Here is a 20,566-nt window from a genome sequence, read left to right on the forward strand (position 1 = left end):
ACGCTAGTGTCTGTTTATACTTAGAAATAGAACTGAAGCCCGATCCGAGGTGCGAACGAGCTGGCGTCCAAACCGAACGAGTTGGTCGAAACATTGTCGCCACCCTCCGACTTCAATGTGCTGTTTTGGTAATACAGACCCCTTACCGAAAATTCGATGCCTATCTTATTGGTAGGGAAGAAAGCAAAACCCGGAGCCAGTTCGACGCCGTAACGCTCGGAGCTGCCTAATTTGGTGTCGTCAACCTTCGAGTTGCCCCAACCCATCGGTACGGAAAGCTGCCCGAAGAATTTGAAGTTACCATCGCCTTTGTAGAGGCGGGCATAGGGGGCAGCAGAAAATTCGCCAATCTTGGTTTTGTTAGTACCATTGTCTTCTTGACCCCATGCGTAACCGATGCCGAGGCCTACTGCCACATTGTCGTTTACAAATACACCAACACTAGGTATGATGGAAAAGCTTTGGACGCTGCCGTCAACGTCTTTCACATTCGAATAATCGTACGATACAGTTCCACCCAGAATGGTCTTGCCTTTCTCGGTCTGTGCCTGGGCGGCGAAGGTTAATGCTACGGCTGCTGATAAAGTTAAAAATAGTTTTTTCATGATGTGATAAATTTTAGTTAAAAACTCCCAGCCAATTCGTATAGACTGTATGTTTATACCATTTGACTTTCGAAGTCAATATTACAATAGCAATGCCAGAAATTATTTTTAGGTGATTTAGTTTGTCATTGTTTTGTCGCTTTCATCTTTTCATCGAAATGCATCTTACTGACGAGTATCAATCTTTTTACGAAACAAATACATAACATATTATTTGATAAATCGACAACAATGTTAGCTATCAAATTTATAGAAACTAGGTATTGACTTTTTAATATATATAGTCAATTCTAAAAATATAGACAAAAAAAAGCCCTCGTCTGTTGTCGAGGGCCTACTAGTTGAGTATGTTTTTTTGAGCGTTCGATTTATTCGAAATACTCTTTTACACGTTCGAAAAATGATTTTTCATTCCGGCCGGGTTGTGGCTTGAAGTTCGGTGAATTGCGTAGTCGTTCCAGGAGCTCCTTCTCGTCGGGCGAGAGGGCTTTTGGTGTCCAGACGTTCACGTATACCAACTGGTCTCCCTTGTGGTATGAATTCACTTCCGGCACACCTTTGCCTTTCAGGCGCAGTATTTTGCCTCCCTGTGTGCCGGAGTCGATTTTAATTTTGGCTTTGCCGTCGATTGTTGGTACTTCCACGTTGGTACCCAGTGCGGCATCCACGAAATTGATATACAGGTCGTAGATTACATTGGTACCATCTCGCTTTAGCGTTTCGTGGGGTATTTCTTCGATGAGGATGATCAGGTCACCGGGGATGCCGCCGCGGGGTGCTGCATTTCCTTTTCCGCTCATGGACAACTGCATGCCCTCACTTACACCTGCAGGTATATTAATGGTGATGGTTTCTTCACCGCGGGTGAGGCCATCGCCGTGGCATGTGGTACACTTTGCGGATATTTCCACTCCTTCGCCGTTACATGTCGGACATGTACTGGTGGTTTGCATTTGGCCGAGGATGGTATTGGTAACCCGCCGTACGGCACCCGTTCCGCCGCAAGTGCGGCATGTGTTGAACGATGACTTGTCTTTGGCGCCGGTTCCATCGCACGTGGAGCAGACCACTTTTTTGTTGACCTTGATTTTCTTTTCCGCCCCCTTGGCGATTTCACTCAATGTCAATTTAACTTTAATGCGTAGGTTCGACCCCTTGGAGACACGGCGGCCACTTCGCTGCCCGCCGCCGAAAAAACTTTCGAATGGACTGCCACCACCGCCGAAGATGTCTCCAAATTGGCTGAATATGTCTTCCATATTCATCCCGCCACCACTAAAACCTCCCGAAGCTCCGCCCGCGTGTCCGAACTGGTCGTAACGCTGCCGTTTCTCCGGATTGCTAAGCACTTCGTATGCCTCTGCTGCTTCTTTGAATTTCTCTTCTGCTTCCTTATTGTCCGGATTCTTGTCCGGGTGATACTTGATGGCCAATTTGCGATAAGCCGACTTGATTTCAGCCTGGTCAGCATTACGTGAAATGCCCAATATATCGTAATAGTCTTGTTTTGCCATGCTTATAATCCGTTAACTACCAACAACGACTTTAGCGTGGCGCAATACCTTGTCATGTAAGAAATATCCCTTTTCAATCTCGTCAATCACTTTTCCCTTGAGGTCATCGCTTGGTGCCGGGACATTGGTGATGGCCTCCTGCAAGTCGGCATCGAATGGTTTTCCGATAGATTCCATCTCTTTGAGTCCTTGGTTTGCCAGAATGGTTTTTAGCTTTTGGGCAACCAGCGAGATGCCTTCTTGTATCGGGGCCACTTCAGTGGCCGTTTCAAATGCCTTAAGGGCCCGGTCTAAGTCGTCAATCACGGGCAATAAGTTTGAGATGACCTCTTTCCCGGCTACTTGCATGAGTTCAATGCGTTCCTTGGCCACGCGGCGTTTGTAATTGTCAAACTCTGCATAGAGGCGTAGGTATTTGTCGTTTGCCGTATCGAGGTCGGCACGCAATTGCTCCGTAGTAACCTGCTCTTCGGCAGCCTGTTCCTCCTGGGGAGGCACAGTGTCCGTTGCTGGTGTTTCATTTACGGATACGTCGGGATTTCCCATTGGGTCGTTATTGTCGTTGTGTTCTGTTTTCTTATTTTTTGCCATAGCTGTTATCAAACATCTTGTCAATTGTTCCTTATAACCGCAATTTCGCTGCCAGCAGCGAAATTCGGTCACCCTGTCAGTTTTTTTTGCCTGCTGTGTCCAAAGTGGCGTACTTAACTTGGGTTACGGCTGCTTATCAGGGGTTATATTGTCACATTGTCGTGCAATATGCTATCTGCGGTCTTAATAATCCGTGAGGGCATATTACGGATGATCTGATAGTCGTGCGTTGCCATCAGGATGGAGGTACCTCCCCGGCTGATTTCTTTCAGCAGGAGGACGATCTCCTCGGAGGTCTCGGGGTCCAGGTTGCCGGTGGGCTCATCGGCCAAGATGATCTCGGGGTTGTTGAGCAGAGCCCGAGCAATTACCACCCGCTGCTGTTCGCCCCCAGACAGCTCGTGGGGCATTTTTTTGAGTTTGGAACGAAGGCCCACTTTTTCGAGTACATCCAGCATCCGGTTATTGATGAGGTTTTTATCCTTCCAGCCGGTGGCGCGCAATGCGAACGCCAAGTTTTTCTCCACCGTCCGGTCAGTCAGCAGATGGAAATCCTGGAAAACGATGCCCAGTTTACGGCGGAGGAATGGGATCTCGCGCTCATTTAGCTTTTTAAGGTCGAATCCGGCTACCATCCCTTCACCGCTGCCAATGTGCAGATCACCATAAATGATCTTGAGAAGACTGCTCTTGCCGCTGCCTGTCTGGCCGATCAGGAAAACAAATTCCCCTTTATCGATGGTGAGATTTACGTTAGCGAGTACCAGGTGCTTGGGTTGGTAGATATCAACATTTTTAAGTGTGATTACCGTATCGCCGATCATATAGTTACAATTCTAATTTTTTAATTTGCCCGAAGGGCATTTCTTTGACTATCTCCATGATATCTGCCGCTTTTTCACTCAATCCCAATTTCTCGAGGGACTTGTCGGGCCGGTCTACCCGGAAGTAGGCTAGTAATGTAAACTCATCATCGCGTAGCTGGACATAATCCGGTATTTTGGCCACGCCTTTTACTTTGATGACATACATAATCGCAAAGTTAGCATTATTACCTGAAAGATAAAGGCTTCATCGGTGTGCAGCTAAAAAATCCAATGTATTCACTCCATCGGCATAGTCGTCGAGGGCCGGCTGTTGGCTTTGCCCGAACTGTACTACCGGCGTGGCGATTGGCAACTGCCCTTTGGAAACCACGCATTGCAATTGGGGTGCCAACCCCTCCAGTCTTTCGGTAAGCTCGCTTCCCGTCGCATACGTCTCAAGATAAACCACCCCCAACGGCGAAGCTATCCGCTCGTCAGGTTTCAATAATAGAAAGCCGTTATCGAAGTGCTCGTCGCCATTAATAAGATATATGGATTTATTGTAATCATAGTTGTTCGCATACTTGTGGTGGTTAATGATGTCGGCAAACCCTGTAATCCCCTGGAAGAAGTCGGCCGGGTCGAAACCTTGGGGCACAAATAGTTTTGAGACATTGCGGCAGCCGAGTCCGAAGTAGTCGAAGATATCGTGGCCAAGGAGCTGCAGCTCCTCGTTGGTTTCCGTGCCGGTGAGGATGGCAACGCTGTTTCTGTTTTTTCGTATGATGTGTGGTTTGTCTCCGAAATAATAAGAGAAATATCGCGAGCTGTTATCACTGCCCGTGGCGATTACCAAATCGAAATTGGCCAACCGGTCGGTCACGCTGATCTTAGCGGTAAAGTCCGGGTCGATCTCCCGCAGTTTCGTCAGTAGGTGGAAGGTAAGGATGGGGTCGGCCGCTGCAGTTTTAACTTGCACGTTGTAGCCTGCGCAAAGTACACAGAGGATGTCGTGGAAGCCTACCAATGGGATGTTGCCAGCCAGAACCAACCCCACGGTCATATCGGTATCCCCATCGAAAGGGTAGGGGGCCAACCAATCCTGGAGCCGATCGTTTGATAGGTTGTGGGCAGTTGCTGCCAATGCCCGGTGTACGTCTGCGGGTGTGAACCATGGATTATGGTTATAAGCAGTCTCTGCGATATGCTGCAGTGCGGGGTCGCCCGACCGCAGGTAATCGCCCAATCTGGTAAAGGAGTTTATCCGTTTTTTCTTTGTCAAAATCTGAATCTTAAAGCCAATATTGCACGAGATTTGTTATATATTTGTCGCTAAATTTGGATAGCAACAAAAAGACGACTAATTTTGTAGTGAAATTTTTCAATCAAGTAGCAAAAATAGTTTTTTTTATTTTATTCGTAAGCGTAAGAGTGAGATGGCAATTAAGATAACAGATGAATGCATAAACTGCGGGGCATGTGAGCCCGAATGCCCGAACAATGCAATATATGATGCCGGAGTGAACTGGCGCTTCTCTGACGGGACAAGCTTGCATGGCGTTATCGATTTCGGTGATGGAACCACCGTCGATGCGGACGAAGAGCAATCGGCCATATCGGACGAGGTTTATTATATCGTTTCGGACAAATGTACCGAATGTGTGGGTTTCCACGATGAACCGCAATGTGCGGCGGTATGTCCGGTGGATTGTTGTGTAGACGATGAAGATATCCGTGAGACGGAAGAGGAGTTATTGGCTAAGAAAGCTTGGCTCCATGGGGAATGATATGGTGTGAAGCAGACACGTATATGTTAAAAAGGCCTTTCACCAAGAGTGAAGGGCCTTTTTAGTTATGCGCATGTGGTGTTGTGGTTAGCATTTGCTGGGAACGACTAATACCGGACATGAGGCCCGCCTAATGACGCTTTCCGATACACTCCCGGATATGAAATGGTCGAAACCTGTGCGGCCGTGGGTGCCCATGATGATCAGGTCTGCGGCCCACTCGCTGGCCACGGTAAGTATCTCCTGCTTCGGATTTCCAATCCGGTTGAACGTAAATACTTCCTTGAGATCTTCAAACTTTTTGCTGATTTCATCTAACATTGATTTGGAGTTCTCCTCTTGTATTTCGGTGGCTTCGGGAACAATAATGGGTTGCTGCCCCATTAATGGGTCGGCCCCGTAGTTGGTCGGCGCGGCGGGCTCGATAACATGGATGAGTGCAACGGATGCTCCCATGATCTTAGCAAGGTTATAGCCATGCTGCAACGCTTTTTTTGAACATTCGCTATCGTCTGTAGCGATGAGGATGCGATTGTAAGCTACTGATTTCGTTTCCATAACGAGCTGGTTTATTATTCCGTAACTTCTGTAAATATAACAACAATTACGATAGCTCCTGCATCAGCTTGTCAAATTCGGCCCGTAATGCGGCGAGATCGCCTTCCACTTTGGCCAGCCGTGCTGCTAATCCGGCTGGGTTTTCCGAGCTGTCTGCAGCCAGGTCATCCTCTTCCGGAATTTCCCTGCCGCCCAGTACATGCATATAGCGCGCTTCTTTTTGCCCCGGTCGCTTTGGCAGTTGCATGACATAAGGTTGGTCTTCGTTGGCCATACCATCCAATAACGATTGCACCTCTTCGAGCGATTCGAACTCGTACATGCGCCCTGAATTGGTATTCAGCTCACCCGGCGTCTGTGGGCCCCGTAATAGCAACAGGCAGATAATGGTGACTTGGGCGGGAATAACAGGGTATACCACCGCGAAATTGTGTTTGTATTTGGTAACCCTACTCGATCCTCCCACAACCGTTGAGACTAATCCTTTCTTCCGGAGGGTATCGAGCGTAGTAATGACCGTGTTATCGTCGTACTGGACAACCGGCTTTCGAGATGTTTTCTGGTTGCAGGCAACTACTAATGCATTCAGTGTAAGTGGGTAATATTCGGGTGTTGCCCTCGATTTTTCCATTAAAACACCCAGTACGCGTTGCTCCTCGGCAGATAAGATAGGTAGTTGTGGTATCGTATCCATGGTTCGGCTTTATCAAATTGTTACTGTCCAAAAATGAAGTATTTATCCCAATTAAACAACTTTCTGCTAAAAAAAGGCACGATTTGCTATCTTCGTCGGATTAAATCGTTATGCCGTTGCTCCGGATTGCTTACCATCCTAGTTATTCCCACCCGTTGCCCGTTGGGCATCGCTTTCCCATGGAGAAATACGAATTGATCCCGGCCCAGCTGATCCATAACGGTACGGTCCAACCGGACGACCTGTTTGAGCCGGGGTTGGCCACGTTCGGCACCATCACGTTGGCACATGCCGCGGATTATTGCCGTCAATTGATCGATACATCGCTCCCAAAAGCGATGGTAAGGCGTATCGGCTTCCCGTTGTCCGACCTGTTGGTAGAACGTGAGTTGCGTATCGTACAGGGGACAATAGCGGGGTGCGGGTATGCGCTGGAGTATGGGGTCGCTTTCAATGTGGCGGGAGGTACCCATCATGCGGGTTACAACTGGGGCGAAGGTTTCTGCCTGCTCAATGACCAAGGTGTGGCCGCGGCGTGGTTGGTAAATGAAGGGATTTGTAGCCGCGTACTCATTGTCGACCTGGATGTACACCAAGGGAATGGAACGGCCCAGATTTTTAATGGCAACCCACGGGTGTTTACCTTTTCGATGCACGGTCAACGTAATTTCCCATTCAGGAAGGAGCAGTCCGATGTGGACGTGGGTTTGGCCGATGGGACAGATGACAGCACGTATCTTAAGCTGCTCGACCAGCACTTGGAATTGATTTTCAAACAGGTTGAACCCGATTTCGTGTTTTACCAAGCGGGTGTTGATGTGTTGGAGACAGACAAACTGGGGAAGCTGGCATTGACCAAAGCGGGATGTAGACAACGGGATGCAATGGTGTTTCACTATTGCCAGTCGGCGGATGTGCCCGTGCAGGTGAGCATGGGGGGTGGTTACTCTCCTCATATCCGCGATATTGTCGACGCCCATTGCCAAACATTTGAGGAAGCGGTCCGTGTGTATGATTGAACCCAACTACAAAATTTTAAAAGATGTTTTACTACAACGATGCAGCCATTGGCCAGCTGGCCATACACCGTGTGGGCAATAAGCTGCGTGATGAATTTTATGTACTCAGTGAAGCGCCCATCGCTTTGCAAGACGAGGTACTTGCTTCGCTGCTGATGCATTACTTCCTTAGCCCATTTACCAAGGTAAATGAAGTATATCGGCTGGCACATGCTAGCGGAACGGTGGAGCTGAACGAGATTTATCACTTTTCGAAGTCGTTTTTTGAGGGTGGTCTTGATTTCCAGGCGTTGGGAGAACAGCTGTGCAAGCACCTCTTCGAAGCTTCAAACCACCCGAATATCAAAGGTGGGGAGCTGTATGTGACGCACCTGCGGAATGTGCAACTGGAAGGGGAGGAGCACGACGCTATCGGGATATTCAAATCTGAAAGCAAAGAGCCTTTCCTTACGGTATCGCCCGTACAGCATGCTTTTGAACTGGGGTACGAACAGGAGGCGATCAACATTAACAAGCTGGATAAAGGGTGCATCATTGTCAATACCGAAGGCGAAGAAGGCTATAAGGTGCTTGCTATAGACCAGACCAACCGTCAACAGGAAGCCGCCTATTGGAAAGATGGTTTTCTCGGCATAAAGACACGCAACGACTCGTTTAATAAAACGGGCAATTTCCTGAAGGTGTACAAAGCGTTTGTCGACGAGGGTCTCGACGGATCGTTTGAATTGGAACGTACCGATAAGATCGACCTGCTGAACCGCTCGATGGACTACTTCAAGGAGAAGGATACGTTCAAAACCAAGGAGTTTGAAGAGGAGGTGCTGGGTAATCCGCAGGCTGTGGCGCTATTTAACGATTACCGCCAACAGTTTGAATCCGATTATGAGTCGCCCTTCGGCGAGCAGTTTGATATTGCCAAGGGTGCTGTGAAGAAGGCTAATGCGGTTTACAAAAGCGTATTGAAATTGGATAAGAATTTCCATATTTACGTGCACGGAAAGAGGGAATATATCGAAAAAGGGTTCGACGAGGAAAAGGGGATGAACTATTATAAAGTGTACTTCAGGGAAGAACATTAGGGCGATTGTGGTAGGATTCTTTCCAGATTCTTTCCAGATTCTGCGACTACTTTGGTGGCCATTTAAAGCCGTTTTCAGTTAACGTAGCCCAATAAATTTTATGACGAAAAAGAAGGATGACGTATTCAATGAGGTGATCAAGAAGCCCTCCGATTTTAAATTCGGTGCTACGGTTGCCAACGCGTTTGATGATATGGTTGAGCGCTCGGTTCCTTATTACAATGAGATACAGCGGATGATCATTGAACAGGTGCGTGAGTTTGCAACGCCGGGCACCAATGTGTATGATCTGGGCTGCTCAACGGGGACCACCTTTTTGAACCTCGATCCGTTGGTTGATGAAAGCATTCGTTTTGTGGGGGTCGACGACTCGAAGGACATGCTCCAAAAGTGTGCTGAAAAGCTGAAGGAGGCCGGACTTAGCCGTGCGTTTGAATTGAAAAATTCAGATTTGCATCACGACTTTGCCATTGAAAATGCTTCGGCCGTAGTGCTTTGTCTCACGCTGCAGTTTGTACGCCCCATATACCGGGAGAAATTGCTCCGGCGGATTTATGAGGGGCTCAATCCGGGTGGTGTATTGGTGGTTTCTGAAAAGATTCTGGCCGAGGACAGCCTGTTCAACCGTAACTTCATCAAGTACTACTACGACTATAAACGCCGCAATGAGTACAGTGAACTGGAAATATCTCAGAAGCGTGAAGCACTGGAGAACGTATTGGTACCTTACAAACTGAGCGAGAATATGAAAATGTTGATGGAAGCCGGTTTTGGCCACACGGAAGTGTTCTTCAAGTGGTATAATTTTTCGGGGTTTGTTGCCGTAAAAAACTGATAGCATGGTACAGATCGGCAATTTCTTTTTCAAATACCGGAACTTCCTTTTTATTTTTCTTTACCTTGCTCTTTTCATTCCGTCTACCCCTGTTTTCGGCGAGGCGGCATTTGGCCCTCGGCACTACCAATACCCGCTGATTATCGGGCTGGTTATTACAGTAGTGGGCCAGCTCATCCGCGGGGCGACGATTTCGCTGGCCTATATTGTAAGGGGCGGTAAGGACAAGAAAGTATACGCCAATACATTGGTAACCGATGGCATCTTTGCACATTGCCGTAACCCGCTGTATGTGGGCAACATCCTGATGCTTGTTGGTGTGGGTGTTCTCGTAAACTCGTTGCTCTACCTAGTGGTTTTTATACCTATTTTTCTTTTCATATACCAAGCAATAGTCTTGGCGGAGGAGAATTTCTTGAGGAATAAGTTCGGCAGCGATTTCGACGCTTACACGAAGCGTGTGCACCGTTGGCTGATTAATCCCGTTGGATTGGGGAAAACCATTTCGGGCATGCATTTTTCGTGGAAACGCTGGTTGATCCGGGAATACAACACACAGGTGGTATGGATGCTGTGTATCGCTGTTATCCTCATATTCAAATACGACCATTGGCAGTGGGACACCAACGCGCGGAACACCTGGTTTATTATTGCCGTGGTGATATTAGCTTGCTATTACGGCACCATCCGATACCTTAAGAAGTCAGGAAAGTGGACCAACGTATAACACTGTATATCTGCTGTTTTAACCAAGGTTGAGTTCCTCCTTTGTTCCTGTAGCGCAAGCCCGGTAAATTGCATCGATTATTTTGAGATCTTTCAGCCCCTCTTGGCCATCTACGGGTATGAGCGGTGTGTCGCCGTCCAATATAATCCCGGCCATCCTGTCCATCTGTAAAGTTTGGTGGGTTACATGGGGCTGTGTTAGTTCGCCGTTATTGGTGCGCCCTTTGATGGGGCCGTAACCTGTGGAAGGTTGCAGCTCTGCAAATCCCTTTTCGCCATTTAAGAAAAACCGGTCTAGGTTGTTCATGTTGTAGGTAGAGAGGCATGATGCCACCGCACCGCTGGGGAAGCCCAATTGGAAAAGAATGGTTTCATCTACTCCCTCCTTAAATTTCACCGGATCTGTTTTGGTTTCCTGTGCAGTAACCCAGATAGGCTCTTCGCCCACCATATATCGCGCTCCATTGATTGCATATATGCCGATATCCATCATGGCTCCGCCACCGGCCAGCTGCTTATTTAGGCGCCACTGGCTGGGGTCGCCGATTCGGAATCCAGATAGCCCTTGGAAAAACTTGATTTTCCCGAATTCGCCTGCAGCACGCATTCGTACCACTTCCACGGTTTTCGGTTCGAAGTGCATGCGGTAACCCACCAATAGTTTGACGCCGGCGCGCGAACATGCATCAACCATTTCCTGTCCTTCGCGTGCATTGAGGGCCATTGGCTTTTCACAGATTACGTGTTTGCCCGCTTTGGCCACCCTGATGGCTTGGTCGTGGTGGAGTGCATTCGGCGTAATTACATATACTGCGTCGATATCCGGGTTGTCCTTGATGGCATCGAAATTCTCGTAATTGTATCGGCTCTTTTCGGGAACAGCAAAGCGTGCCCCCCAGTCGTCCAATTTAGCCGGCGTTCCACTGATTAGCCCCGTTATTTTGGCCCGTTTGCACGATTGCATCGCCTCCGCAACCCGCGACGCATAGCCACCAAGCCCCATCAAGGCCACCCGGAGGGTTGGACCCTGCGGGATGATGGGATGTAAATTGCTGGCGCTGAAATTACTGTTGCCGAATGCATCGTAAGCGGAAAGGAAAGGTAAAGTAGCCGCTGAGGCAGCTATTTGTTGAAGGAAATGGCGTCTTGAATTCTTCATGATGTTTTCGTAGTATATCTAATATTTATTGAAATAGCTGTCAAATCCACCGGCGTACACGCAACTTGTAGTTCTTGAATGCTTGGCCAAAACGCTGGTCAAGGTAGCGTTCCTCGCGTTTGATGATGTATTCTTGCACAACGAGGACCAGTATAGGGGCAAGTATGATGTTCCACCAATTACCTATAATACAGGTAAACCCCAGGTAGAGTAAAAGTAAACTGACATACATCGGGTTGCGGCTAATGGCGTAGATACCGGAAGTTTGCAATGTATTTGCAGGTTTGACAGTGATTACCGTGTTTTTTGATTTCGCGAACCGATATAATGCGGGAATAACGAACAATAATCCGATAAATAGGATAAACACACCGATAGCGTTGGCCAGCTTGGAATCGAAGAACCCCCAGTTTATGGGCAGCCATCGTTGGATAAATACCGCAGCAACAAATGTGGTAATGAAAAAAATGGGCGGCGGTATATAAACACCCGGGTGATTCATTTTGCTACTGTTTTGTTTATTCAAACTGATAATATGCCGCGGAAGCCCCGGGCACCGTAGTATGATTCGGCACCATTGTGGTAGATGAATATGCGTCCGAACCGCCGATCGCCGAAGATAGCGCCGCCAAGCTCCCTGACAGTTGAGGGGGTTTTTAGCCAACTGGATGTTTTCGTGTCGAAATTACCCAATTGCTGCAACACATGGTACTGTTCTTCGGTCAGCAGGTCGATCCCCATCTCGTTGGCCATGCCTACCGCACTGTCTGCAGGTTTATGTGTTTTCCTCGACTCCAGCGCATCGTGGTCGTAACAGATACTTCGGCGGCCCTTTGGACTTTCTGCCGAGCAATCAACGAAGAGGTATTCGCCTGTTTTTTTGTCCTGGCCAATAACATCCGGCTCACCGCCAGTGGTCTCCATCTCGTCGAGCGACCAAAGTTTTTGGGGGCTTGCTTCCAGTTTAGCTTCGATTTTGCTCCATTGGTAACCCTTATGCCGATCCATGTTTTTTTCAAAGCGCTCCTCGAGTATGCGGAGCAATTCGTCCTGCTGTGTCGGTGTCAGTTCTTTTTTTGTCGTCATTATACCGTCGATTAATTCAATTGATAGGTATACATCCGTACCGGTTATAATATTCAAACTTAGCAATTACACTCGAATTAGCCGAGTGCGATGTTAAAATAGTTATAAAAGGTACCTTTGCCGCATGGACAAACAGACAGGTGAACAGAAGCGGGGATGGATACTGGCCGCCCTGATGATGACCATGACCCTGGCCGCGATGGATATCACCATCGTATCTACCGCTATTCCACAGATTGTTTCCGATTTGGGCGGGTTCACTAAATTCTCTTGGGTATTTTCCATTTACCTGCTTGCGCAAACGGTTACGATTCCCTTGTATGGGAAGCTTTCGGATATCTTCGGACGTAAGAAGGTTTTGCTTTTTGGAATTACTGTTTTCCTGTTGGGTTCGGCGGCTTCCGCCGCTGCTTGGAATATCGGTTCGCTGATTGCTTTCCGCGGAATACAGGGTTTGGGTGCCGGATCCATTATGGCAACGGTCAATACGATTGCCGGTGATATTTATACCGTGCAGGAGCGGGCTAAGATCCAGGGATACCTTTCCAGCATTTGGGGGGTGAGTGCCATCCTGGGGCCGGCATTGGGCGGTGCATTGGCCGAATATGTCAATTGGCGTTGGATATTCTTGATTAACCTACCGCTGGGAGCGGTGTCTATCTTCTTCCTGACGGTGTTTTTCAAAGAGCGGGTAACGCCTGCAAAGCCTGCCATTGATTATAAGGGGGCGCTACTTATTCTTTGTACCCTCGGATTATTGTTTGTTTTTCTGCTGGAAGGCGGGCAGGGGTGGCCTTGGTTTTCGCTGCCCAGCTTGGCGTTGCTTGGGACGATCTTGGTGTTTGGTGTGCTGGCTTTCCGTACCGAGGTTAGGTCACCCGACGCCATTATGCCCGTTTGGCTATGGAAGAATAAGACACTGGCGTTTACCAATCTGGCCATGGTTGGAATGGGTATCGTATTGATGGGCCCTGAGACGTTTTTGCCCACGTTTACGCAGACATCGCTCGGTGTGGGTATCATAGCCTCGGGGTTTATCCTCGCCAGTATGAGTATCGGGTGGCCAACGGCGTCGGCATTGTCTGGCAGGCTGTATCTCCGTATCGGATTCCGTGAGACGTCACTGATTGGTGCCATACTGGTTGTCATTGCCTGCGGCGGGTTCCTCCTGATACCGAAACCGCAGCCTATATACCTACTTGTCCTCAACCAAGTGCTAATCGGTGCTGGATTCGGCTTGTTGTCTACCCCCTCGATGGTTGGCGTGCAGTCTATGGTGTCATGGAAACAAAGGGGTGTGGTAACCAGCACCAATGTCTTCTGCCGTAATCTGGGACAAAGCCTGGGGGCTGCCATTTTTGGTGCCGTCTTCAACAACTCTTTCCTCCGGCAGGTGGAAGGTGGCAGCGAAGAACTCCGTTCGTATACAAGCAACGTGATGGAAATCATTCATGCCGCCGGTCTGGCTGAGTCGACCAAAGCGTTTATACGCGATGCCATTAACGTAGCGATGCAACATATCTATTTGGGGTGCACGTTTTTCGCGCTGATTATCCTCTTTTGCATATACCGGGTGCCGCGTAGAAGCATCAACGAGAAGTCGGTACTGGACGTGGGTGCGCCGTGACGGTCAGATCAGTTTCTGCTCGATCGCCATTTTCACGAGTACTGCGGTATTTTTTGCGCCTAGCTTTAAAAGGAGGTTTTTACGGTAGCTTTTGATCGTTTCGGGACTCAAGAAAATCTGGGCCGCGATTTCGGCATTGGTCAATCCCTCGCAAATCAACTTGAGCAGCTCCCGCTCGCGCTGGCTTAGCCAGATATTTTTGGATGAGGGTTTTTTCATCAGGACGTCTATCTCGTGGCAAAGAAACGTTTTGCCGGCAGCCACTGCCTCAATGCCTGCCAATACCTCTTCGGCCATGGCGTTTTTGACGAGGTAGCCCGACGCACCGTTGTCGAGCATTTTCCGCACCACGGTGTACTCATTGTGCGTGGTGAGTGCCAGAACCTTGGTGAGCGGGAATCTGGTTGTCAGCTCTTTGCATAGATCGATGCCACTCATATCGGGCAGGCCGACATCCAGGAGCAGCACATCTGGTTTCCAGAACCCTATGGAATGCCGGCAGTCGGCCGCGGTATGGGCTACACCCACCACCGTTGCCAGCTCGGAATCGTCGACGAGCCCTTTTAACCCTTCCGTGAGGATTTTATGATCATCGACGATCGCTACTTTTATGGTGTTATTCATTTGTTAGCGGTTTCAGTATCATACAGTGCCCCAAAGGTATCGTTTTTACGTACATTGGTATCCCCCCTTTAGGGGGTATTGCGCCGGGGAAACGCCGCTAGTTTGCCCCAATCCTTTCCAGGAACTCCCTTACCTCATGGAGGTTGTCGAAGGTACGGTCGGCTGGCAATGCTTGCCTGATTGTTGGGTGCGTCTGTACGCCAAAACAGGTTACACCCGCAGCTTTGGCCGCCGTGGCACCCGTTACGGAATCTTCCAATGCTAAGCAATCTTCGGGTGCCAACGCCAGTTGCTCGGCGCATAGAAGGTATGGCTCCGGGTCTGGCTTCGGATGTTGCACATCAGTGCGGCTTACGAGTTTTTTGAAAAAATGCCTCAGGCCGTTACGCTCTAGGTGGTAGGTGGCAACCTCACGTTTACTGGAAGTGATCACGGCCATAACAACACCCCGCTGGTACAGGAAGTTGATTAGATCGGTCGTACCCGGCATCAGCGACACCGTTTCTACCTCGTGTTGGGAGGCAATCAACGTTCTGACGAGGTCCGCGAATTCTTCGCGATTCACTTCAAAACCGTGTTGGTCGCGTAGATGTTCTAATGTTTGTTTATCGGTTTTTCCCGCAAGTTCATTTAGCCACATATCGCTATTTAACACGAATCCATAGTGTCCTAATGCTTTCCGCCATGCCTTGTAGTAAAACCATTCGGAGTCGATGAGTGTCCCATCCAAATCGAATAACACAGCTTTCCAATTTCCAATCATATCGTATTCTTAAATATCTGATAAAGATACGAAAATCTAATCGGTGTTATCGGTCACGCAAAATCTTCCACCGTTGAAATATACTAAATCAAATTGAAGCACCTACTATCGCGTCGAAATCGAATCCTGCCCGTTTTACGGTACGCTTGGCCACATCCAGTACATAAGGTGCCTCATTAAATGGATGGACAGGAACGGGAGTGACGCTTTTCAACTCTTCCAGAAGCTGCTGGGTTTCATGCTGTGTCAACTGCTCGCACGCCTCATACATACCGCCCTCTTCCTCTTCCAGGATATCGTGCTCTTCCATGACGTGGTCTATTACCTTGATTACATCGGGGGTTGGATAGCAAACGAGTAAGGATGTCAGGGCGGCATGGTCCAATCGCAACTTTGCTTGTAATGGAAGAGGTTCGCCGCCGTTTGCCTTCTGCGCCGCCACGAAAAGGATTTTCTCTTCCATTTTTATATGGGTGAGTAAACCGACCCTGAAATGGTGGTATTTTTCCAGATTGACATTATCTTTATAAACGGTCGCCTCTTCCAAAATCCTCTCGATGCGCCTATGGTCTGCTGTGAAAAATTCATAGAGCGCTCTACGCTTTATTACACCCATATATTGGCCTCCTTTTTTAGTTATTTACTTTAACCACCCTGACTTTCCAATCTTCGGGGCCTTTTTCGATGTATTCCCATCGGAAGGGCTCCTTGCTCTCGGCCTCCATCTGGTAGTATAATGGTTTCGGGTCGTGGTCATTTATAAACTCGAAGGCCTCACCCGGTTTGATGTCGGCAAATGCCTTATAAAATAGTTCGTGCCTTTCAGCTGGCGGGAATGGACGCAGGTCAAACTCGTTGACTACGGAGAAGCCATCGTCTCCCAGTCCGCTGTTATCCTGCTTGGTGATGTGAATCACGTATTCCGCATCGCTTTTATTTTTATATATCCATCTGTGTTTACCCTCAAATTTATTGATGAAAATCTCATGTATTTCCACTGGATCTTCACCCGAGATCAACTCCATGGTGGTATTCTCCTCCATCATGCCGTACCGGTGAAAGACAATTTGCTTCCACTCTTTTTTATCTGCTTTTCTCAAATCCAATAGTGTTGAGATACCCTTGAATTCCACACCTTTGGACTCCTCCAAACGGGTTACTTTTACTTTCCATTCCCTGCCGCCCCGGTTGAGGTATTCCCATCCCACAACGTCGCCATAGATTGAACGGAATTCATAGAATAGCGGTATTGGGTCATGGTCATTGATAAAAACAAAGTGATCATCCACAGGCAATTCCTTAAAAAGCCTGATCAGTAATTCGTGCCGTTGAATCGGTACCAGTACCCGTACATCCAATTCGCCATCTGCGTTTTTTTCTAGTTTCATCTTGTATGATTTACAGTCCAAAAATCCATATTCCTTTATCCTTCATCCTTCATCCTTCATCCACAAATCCTCCAGTCTAACCAATCAAATAAGCCAGCCCATTGGTAACCGAGTTACAGAGTTCCCGCACTTTCCTTTCCCTGAATATTTTCTCCATCAATTCCCTTGCAATTTTATATTCATCATGGATGGGGCAGGGGTGGGAAGCAGAGCATTTGCTCAGGCCGAGCCCGCACTCTTTAAAGATGCCATCGCCCTCGATGGCTTCAACGATATTGATGATGGGCTGTTCCTGTTGCTCCCCGCTCAGGTAAAAACCACCGGAGGGACCTTTGAGGCTGTTGATGATGTTTTTGCGGGCCAAAAGCTGCAATATCTTTCCTACAGTGTGTTCGCTGCCGTTGATTCTATTGGATATCTCCTTTATGTTGGCTTTTTCACCGCTTTCGCTTTTGCTCGATAGATAAATGACAGCTTTAATAGCGGTTTTGCATGTTAAGCTCAGCATACTGCTCTATTTGTTTTGTTTACCCTATCGACCTAAATAAGCCCTCCCATCCGGGGAAAGCATGCTGAAGCTCCACGCCGGATCGAACACCAGGTTGATGGTTATCTCCCAATCGGGGAACGACTGGGTCAACGAATTCCTCGTATCGGTGGTGATGGCGTCGCCCATGGGGCAAAACTGGGTGGTTAGGGTCATGATGCACGTCAGCTTTTTGTCTATGTCATCAAAATATATTTCATAGATAAGCCCCAAGTCCACGATATTCAGGCCGATTTCCGGATCATACACATTATACAGATCCTGCAATGCGTAATCGCACTTTTCACTATTGTTCGTTTTGACGTCCATTATAGTTTTGATTTATGGCTGGCGGCTATCATCACATTGTACACATATAATATAGCGGCGATGAGCAATGCCAGCGCACCTATTTTTAAAACAATCGCGTTCAGCACGATAATACCTATGATAAAAATGATAAAACCAGCCAGATAGCTGTACAGCATTATCTTATAGACATCATCGTTGAATAATTCTTTCGGTGCGGGTGTCCGTCCTTGATGTGCCTTGTTGTGATAAACCTTGTTCCAGATAATAAAAGGCATCGTTTTGAAGGTCATGCCCAGAATGATGGCTGTGATCCATCCAAAGAAGATGCAGAAACCGTATAGCATGGCTATCCTTGGAAACTGGCCATTGGGTAAGAAAGCCAAGGCGGCAATCAGTGCCACGAAGGGCAGTAGCATCTGTGCGACGGAAATCAACGATGTTTTCACCTGCTGGTCAACGCTTTTCCGGATCCGGGCTTTGTAGGCTAGGTAACAGTGCCTGCCAAACAATACGATAGCCACCAGCCCCATGATAATAGGGATGTAAAGCAGCGCGGGCGAAGAGGTCACAAGGTATAACACCGAAAAGGCGATCAGTGCCAGATTGAGTAACGCAAAGACACACCATAGCATCTTTTCATTGGTGTACTTGGAAATCAGAAACATGGGTATCAGTCTCGAGCCCACGCCGATCACCATTAGTACAAACCACCCGACAATACCCAAGTGGGCATGGATAGACAAATAGTCGACCGAATTTCCGGGCAATATCGGGGTACGGAAGTTCAGCACCAGCAGTAGGCCAAAAAAAGTGGTAGCGAATAGCCACAATGTTGCCGTAATCACGTACCAGGCATGTACGCTTCTTTTGTTTTTTTTGAATGAACTGCCTATTACGTTGGCCAGGTAACAGATGACGCCGATATTGATCAGTATCGCTCCGGCCTGCATGGGCCATCCCATATCAAATTCATAGAAACCGTAAATCAGGATGGGGATACCCACCGCGGTGAAACCGAAGGTGAGGTAGGCTAACCGGTCGCTGTCCAATTTGCCCTCTACCAATACGGGTAAGAGTTGGTGGGATGCGCCGAAGATAATCATGGTACCCCACGCCAATGCCATGGTATGGGTAACGGCCAATGTTTGCGGATTGAAATGATGCGCGCCCACGGCATCCGTAGTGAATAAAAGCAGGAGTGAACCCAGCAAGAAGCCTAGCGATGCGTAGATATAAAATGGCAGTACCACTTTATAATTGGTTGTTTTCTGTAATCCGCCGACAAGGGGAGACATCATGGCAATCTTATTTATTTTTAAATATCAACAGATAAACTTCGCCGTCTTGCACTTCTTTTATCCGGTAGTCGAATTCCCTTTCTTTCAATTCCGTGAGGAGGAAAACGGGAATCCGCTTATGATGGACATACAGCGCTTTCCCTTGGGGTAAAACCTCGAGGTTTTCAAGGATGGTCATCATGGGCATGGGCATTTCCAAATGGCGGACATCCACATCTACCAAGTTATTCTCGAATTGCTTTAGCAGGAGATCCCAATCGCCGGAAGTAGACACATTTTCACCTTCGGCATCGGCCGCTTTTTGAGGTGAATAGGCTGCATCTGTCCTATAGAAATAAGTTTCTATCGTGTCTTGATCAACAAAGTTTACATACGACAGGAAGCCTTGCCTTTCCAGCAGCTTTATCAGCGGCACGGGCTCGAAGTTGTTGATGATAAGCAGCACTTCACCCGGATTCAGTGATTTCACCTTTTGCTGGATGGATTTCAACGGGTCATTTCCTTCAGCCAGCATGGCACGCACGTCGAAATTGATCACGCGGTCCTGTGGGATATCCCGCAGGTAGTCGGGCTTAGGCTTGCTTTTCGGTGCCGCATCTTCCGTAGTGTCTGTTTGGGATGAATCCACCTCGAAGCCAAGAGGTGCTAAGGCGCTGAAGAAGTCCTCAGGTTTGCAACCACCGATTTTGGAAGCCATTGCGATGGTGGTCCGTCCGGCCATCAGCGCGCGTAGAACCGGGTTTCTCAATTTTTTGAAGTCCGGACTGAGCGTTACGATGGTCTCCAGTGCATCGGGATGATGCTTCAACAAGGCGGCAATTTTGGTTTTCTCGTTGATCAGCATATTAATTTTTATTTATTTCCGGCGTTTTGGCTATCAGTATCGGCCCCGTCCTTTTTGGTAACCCGGATATCCCACCATTCGGGCCCTTCCTGCAAATATTCCCAGGTGAAGACATCGCCGTGCATCGCCTGCAACTGATAATAAACAGGCTTCGGGTCGTGATTGTTGTGAATAATGAACGAATCACCTGGCCTCACGTTTTCAAATACGTTGAAGATCAACGCATGCTTTTGCTGCGGTTCAATAGAAGGGATATCCAGGATAACATCATCTTCCCGTTCCGTTGGAACGAGGGGAACCCGCCGGGTAACCTTGATGTCCCACCACTCTGGGCCTTTTTGCAAGTATTCCCAGGAGAAAATGTTGCCCCGTAGGTTCATCAATTGATAGTACACGGGCATCGGGTCGTGGTTGTTGTGGATGATTAGATGCTCGCCTTCATTCAAGGTATTGAATACATTGAATATGGTTTGGTGCCTCATTCGTGGTTCGATTTCCTGAACGTTGATAATCTTTTCGTCTGCTGTTTGCATGCGTATGAGTTTTAATGGAGTTGTATTTGCAACAAAAGTAAAGATTAAATTTTAAATAAAAGTATTAAAGTACTTTTATTCTTTTATAAACATGCGCTGCGATTACTAACCTTGCCAATTTATTCGTCGGAACACGTGCCAGCCCCGTCTATAATTCCCCCCGAAAACAGGACAGCAGTTTAAGTTAGATTT

Annotated in this window: 26 protein-coding genes; 6 read left to right on the top strand and 20 right to left on the bottom strand. The window is 48.0% G+C overall.

Translation table 11 applies throughout. The annotated features are described in order from the left end of the window. Window positions 1-20: 20 nt before the first annotated feature. The 6 genes from NGM62_RS12085 to NGM62_RS12110 form a co-directional block, all read right to left on the bottom strand. A complete protein-coding gene (locus tag NGM62_RS12085) occupies window positions 21-605 on the bottom strand; it encodes a porin family protein (protein ID WP_262248276.1) in 585 nt (194 codons plus the stop codon). 368 nt (window positions 606-973) lie between these two features. Continuing rightward, window positions 974-2,119, bottom strand: a complete 1,146-nt coding sequence (dnaJ, locus tag NGM62_RS12090; protein ID WP_262248277.1) for a molecular chaperone DnaJ — start codon at window positions 2,117-2,119, stop codon at window positions 974-976. Between the two features lie 12 nt (window positions 2,120-2,131). Beyond that, window positions 2,132-2,710 carry a nucleotide exchange factor GrpE gene (locus NGM62_RS12095; RefSeq protein ID WP_262248278.1) on the bottom strand — a complete coding sequence of 193 codons (579 nt, stop codon included), beginning with the start codon at window positions 2,708-2,710 and terminating at the stop codon, window positions 2,132-2,134. A gap of 143 nt (window positions 2,711-2,853) precedes the next feature. Further along, window positions 2,854-3,534, bottom strand: coding sequence for a cell division ATP-binding protein FtsE (locus tag NGM62_RS12100; RefSeq protein ID WP_262248280.1), 681 nt, complete (start codon window positions 3,532-3,534; stop codon window positions 2,854-2,856). A gap of 4 nt (window positions 3,535-3,538) precedes the next feature. Beyond that, window positions 3,539-3,742, bottom strand: a complete 204-nt coding sequence (locus NGM62_RS12105; protein ID WP_262248282.1) for a fructose-6-phosphate aldolase — start codon at window positions 3,740-3,742, stop codon at window positions 3,539-3,541. 39 nt (window positions 3,743-3,781) lie between these two features. Further along, window positions 3,782-4,798, bottom strand: a complete 1,017-nt coding sequence (locus NGM62_RS12110) for an acyl-CoA reductase (protein WP_262248283.1) — start codon at window positions 4,796-4,798, stop codon at window positions 3,782-3,784. Window positions 4,799-4,952: 154 nt separating this feature from the next. Between NGM62_RS12110 and NGM62_RS12115 the strand changes: the two genes are divergently transcribed. After that, window positions 4,953-5,303: a 4Fe-4S dicluster domain-containing protein gene (locus NGM62_RS12115; protein ID WP_262248285.1), complete on the top strand. Its 351-nt coding sequence runs from the start codon at window positions 4,953-4,955 to the stop codon at window positions 5,301-5,303. An 87-nt stretch (window positions 5,304-5,390) separates the two neighbouring features. Here the strand turns inward: NGM62_RS12115 and NGM62_RS12120 are convergent, their stop codons facing one another. Then, window positions 5,391-5,861, bottom strand: coding sequence for a universal stress protein (locus NGM62_RS12120; protein ID WP_262248287.1), 471 nt, complete (start codon window positions 5,859-5,861; stop codon window positions 5,391-5,393). Between the two features lie 46 nt (window positions 5,862-5,907). Beyond that, window positions 5,908-6,555 carry a YceH family protein gene (locus NGM62_RS12125; protein WP_262248288.1) on the bottom strand — a complete coding sequence of 216 codons (648 nt, stop codon included), beginning with the start codon at window positions 6,553-6,555 and terminating at the stop codon, window positions 5,908-5,910. A 110-nt stretch (window positions 6,556-6,665) separates the two neighbouring features. On the opposite strand from NGM62_RS12125, the gene NGM62_RS12130 reads away from it, so the two are divergent. The 4 genes from NGM62_RS12130 to NGM62_RS12145 all read left to right on the top strand — a co-directional run bounded on the left by NGM62_RS12130 (window position 6,666) and on the right by NGM62_RS12145 (window position 10,215). After that, on the top strand, window positions 6,666-7,574 hold the full coding sequence (locus NGM62_RS12130; RefSeq protein ID WP_315975865.1) for a histone deacetylase family protein: 909 nt from the start codon (window positions 6,666-6,668) through the stop codon (window positions 7,572-7,574). A 23-nt stretch (window positions 7,575-7,597) separates the two neighbouring features. After that, entirely contained in the window at window positions 7,598-8,653 is a 1,056-nt protein-coding gene (locus NGM62_RS12135) for a nucleoid-associated protein (protein ID WP_262248289.1), read from the top strand. A 100-nt stretch (window positions 8,654-8,753) separates the two neighbouring features. Further along, complete coding sequence (cmoA, locus tag NGM62_RS12140; RefSeq protein ID WP_262248290.1) at window positions 8,754-9,488, top strand: carboxy-S-adenosyl-L-methionine synthase CmoA; 735 nt, start codon at window positions 8,754-8,756, stop codon at window positions 9,486-9,488. 4 nt (window positions 9,489-9,492) lie between these two features. Beyond that, entirely contained in the window at window positions 9,493-10,215 is a 723-nt protein-coding gene (locus tag NGM62_RS12145; RefSeq protein ID WP_262248291.1) for a methyltransferase family protein, read from the top strand. Window positions 10,216-10,233: 18 nt separating this feature from the next. Here NGM62_RS12145 and NGM62_RS12150 read toward each other — a convergent pair whose 3' ends face one another. Genes NGM62_RS12150 through NGM62_RS12160 form a run of 3 tightly spaced genes read right to left on the bottom strand, consistent with a single transcriptional unit; the run spans window position 10,234 to window position 12,459 of the window. Next, on the bottom strand, window positions 10,234-11,373 hold the full coding sequence (locus NGM62_RS12150) for a Gfo/Idh/MocA family protein (RefSeq protein ID WP_262248293.1): 1,140 nt from the start codon (window positions 11,371-11,373) through the stop codon (window positions 10,234-10,236). A 40-nt stretch (window positions 11,374-11,413) separates the two neighbouring features. Continuing rightward, a complete protein-coding gene (locus NGM62_RS12155) occupies window positions 11,414-11,875 on the bottom strand; it encodes a methyltransferase family protein (protein ID WP_262248295.1) in 462 nt (153 codons plus the stop codon). 20 nt (window positions 11,876-11,895) lie between these two features. Then, the gene (locus NGM62_RS12160) at window positions 11,896-12,459 is read right to left on the bottom strand and encodes a DUF4256 domain-containing protein (RefSeq protein WP_262248297.1); all 564 of its coding nucleotides are present in this window, start codon (window positions 12,457-12,459) and stop codon (window positions 11,896-11,898) included. Between the two features lie 124 nt (window positions 12,460-12,583). Between NGM62_RS12160 and NGM62_RS12165 the strand changes: the two genes are divergently transcribed. Continuing rightward, window positions 12,584-14,086, top strand: a complete 1,503-nt coding sequence (locus tag NGM62_RS12165) for an MDR family MFS transporter (protein ID WP_262248298.1) — start codon at window positions 12,584-12,586, stop codon at window positions 14,084-14,086. 3 nt (window positions 14,087-14,089) lie between these two features. On the opposite strand, the gene NGM62_RS12170 is transcribed toward NGM62_RS12165, so the two are convergent. The 9 genes from NGM62_RS12170 to NGM62_RS12210 all read right to left on the bottom strand — a co-directional run bounded on the left by NGM62_RS12170 (window position 14,090) and on the right by NGM62_RS12210 (window position 20,374). Then, window positions 14,090-14,710, bottom strand: coding sequence for a response regulator (locus NGM62_RS12170; protein ID WP_262248299.1), 621 nt, complete (start codon window positions 14,708-14,710; stop codon window positions 14,090-14,092). Window positions 14,711-14,807: 97 nt separating this feature from the next. After that, a complete protein-coding gene (locus tag NGM62_RS12175) occupies window positions 14,808-15,473 on the bottom strand; it encodes an HAD family hydrolase (protein WP_262248301.1) in 666 nt (221 codons plus the stop codon). An 88-nt stretch (window positions 15,474-15,561) separates the two neighbouring features. Continuing rightward, window positions 15,562-16,089 (bottom strand): hypothetical protein, encoded by a 528-nt coding sequence (locus NGM62_RS12180; RefSeq protein ID WP_262248302.1) that lies wholly within the window; start codon window positions 16,087-16,089, stop codon window positions 15,562-15,564. A gap of 16 nt (window positions 16,090-16,105) precedes the next feature. Next, a complete protein-coding gene (locus NGM62_RS12185; RefSeq protein ID WP_262248303.1) occupies window positions 16,106-16,861 on the bottom strand; it encodes a DUF2249 domain-containing protein in 756 nt (251 codons plus the stop codon). 76 nt (window positions 16,862-16,937) lie between these two features. After that, a complete protein-coding gene (locus tag NGM62_RS12190; RefSeq protein ID WP_262248304.1) occupies window positions 16,938-17,369 on the bottom strand; it encodes an RrF2 family transcriptional regulator in 432 nt (143 codons plus the stop codon). A gap of 24 nt (window positions 17,370-17,393) precedes the next feature. Then, complete coding sequence (locus tag NGM62_RS12195) at window positions 17,394-17,717, bottom strand: metal-sulfur cluster assembly factor (protein WP_262248306.1); 324 nt, start codon at window positions 17,715-17,717, stop codon at window positions 17,394-17,396. Continuing rightward, complete coding sequence (locus NGM62_RS12200) at window positions 17,717-18,997, bottom strand: cytochrome C oxidase subunit I (RefSeq protein WP_262248308.1); 1,281 nt, start codon at window positions 18,995-18,997, stop codon at window positions 17,717-17,719. Before NGM62_RS12200 ends, NGM62_RS12195 begins: the two co-directional genes overlap by 1 nt. A 7-nt stretch (window positions 18,998-19,004) precedes the next feature. After that, the gene (locus NGM62_RS12205) at window positions 19,005-19,841 is read right to left on the bottom strand and encodes a DUF2249 domain-containing protein (RefSeq protein ID WP_262248309.1); all 837 of its coding nucleotides are present in this window, start codon (window positions 19,839-19,841) and stop codon (window positions 19,005-19,007) included. An 8-nt stretch (window positions 19,842-19,849) separates the two neighbouring features. After that, on the bottom strand, window positions 19,850-20,374 hold the full coding sequence (locus NGM62_RS12210; protein WP_262248311.1) for a DUF2249 domain-containing protein: 525 nt from the start codon (window positions 20,372-20,374) through the stop codon (window positions 19,850-19,852). Window positions 20,375-20,566 lie beyond the last annotated feature (192 nt).

The sequence above is a fragment of the Parapedobacter soli genome (assembly GCF_025460835.1).
Classification (GTDB): Bacteria; Bacteroidota; Bacteroidia; order Sphingobacteriales; family Sphingobacteriaceae; genus Parapedobacter; species Parapedobacter soli.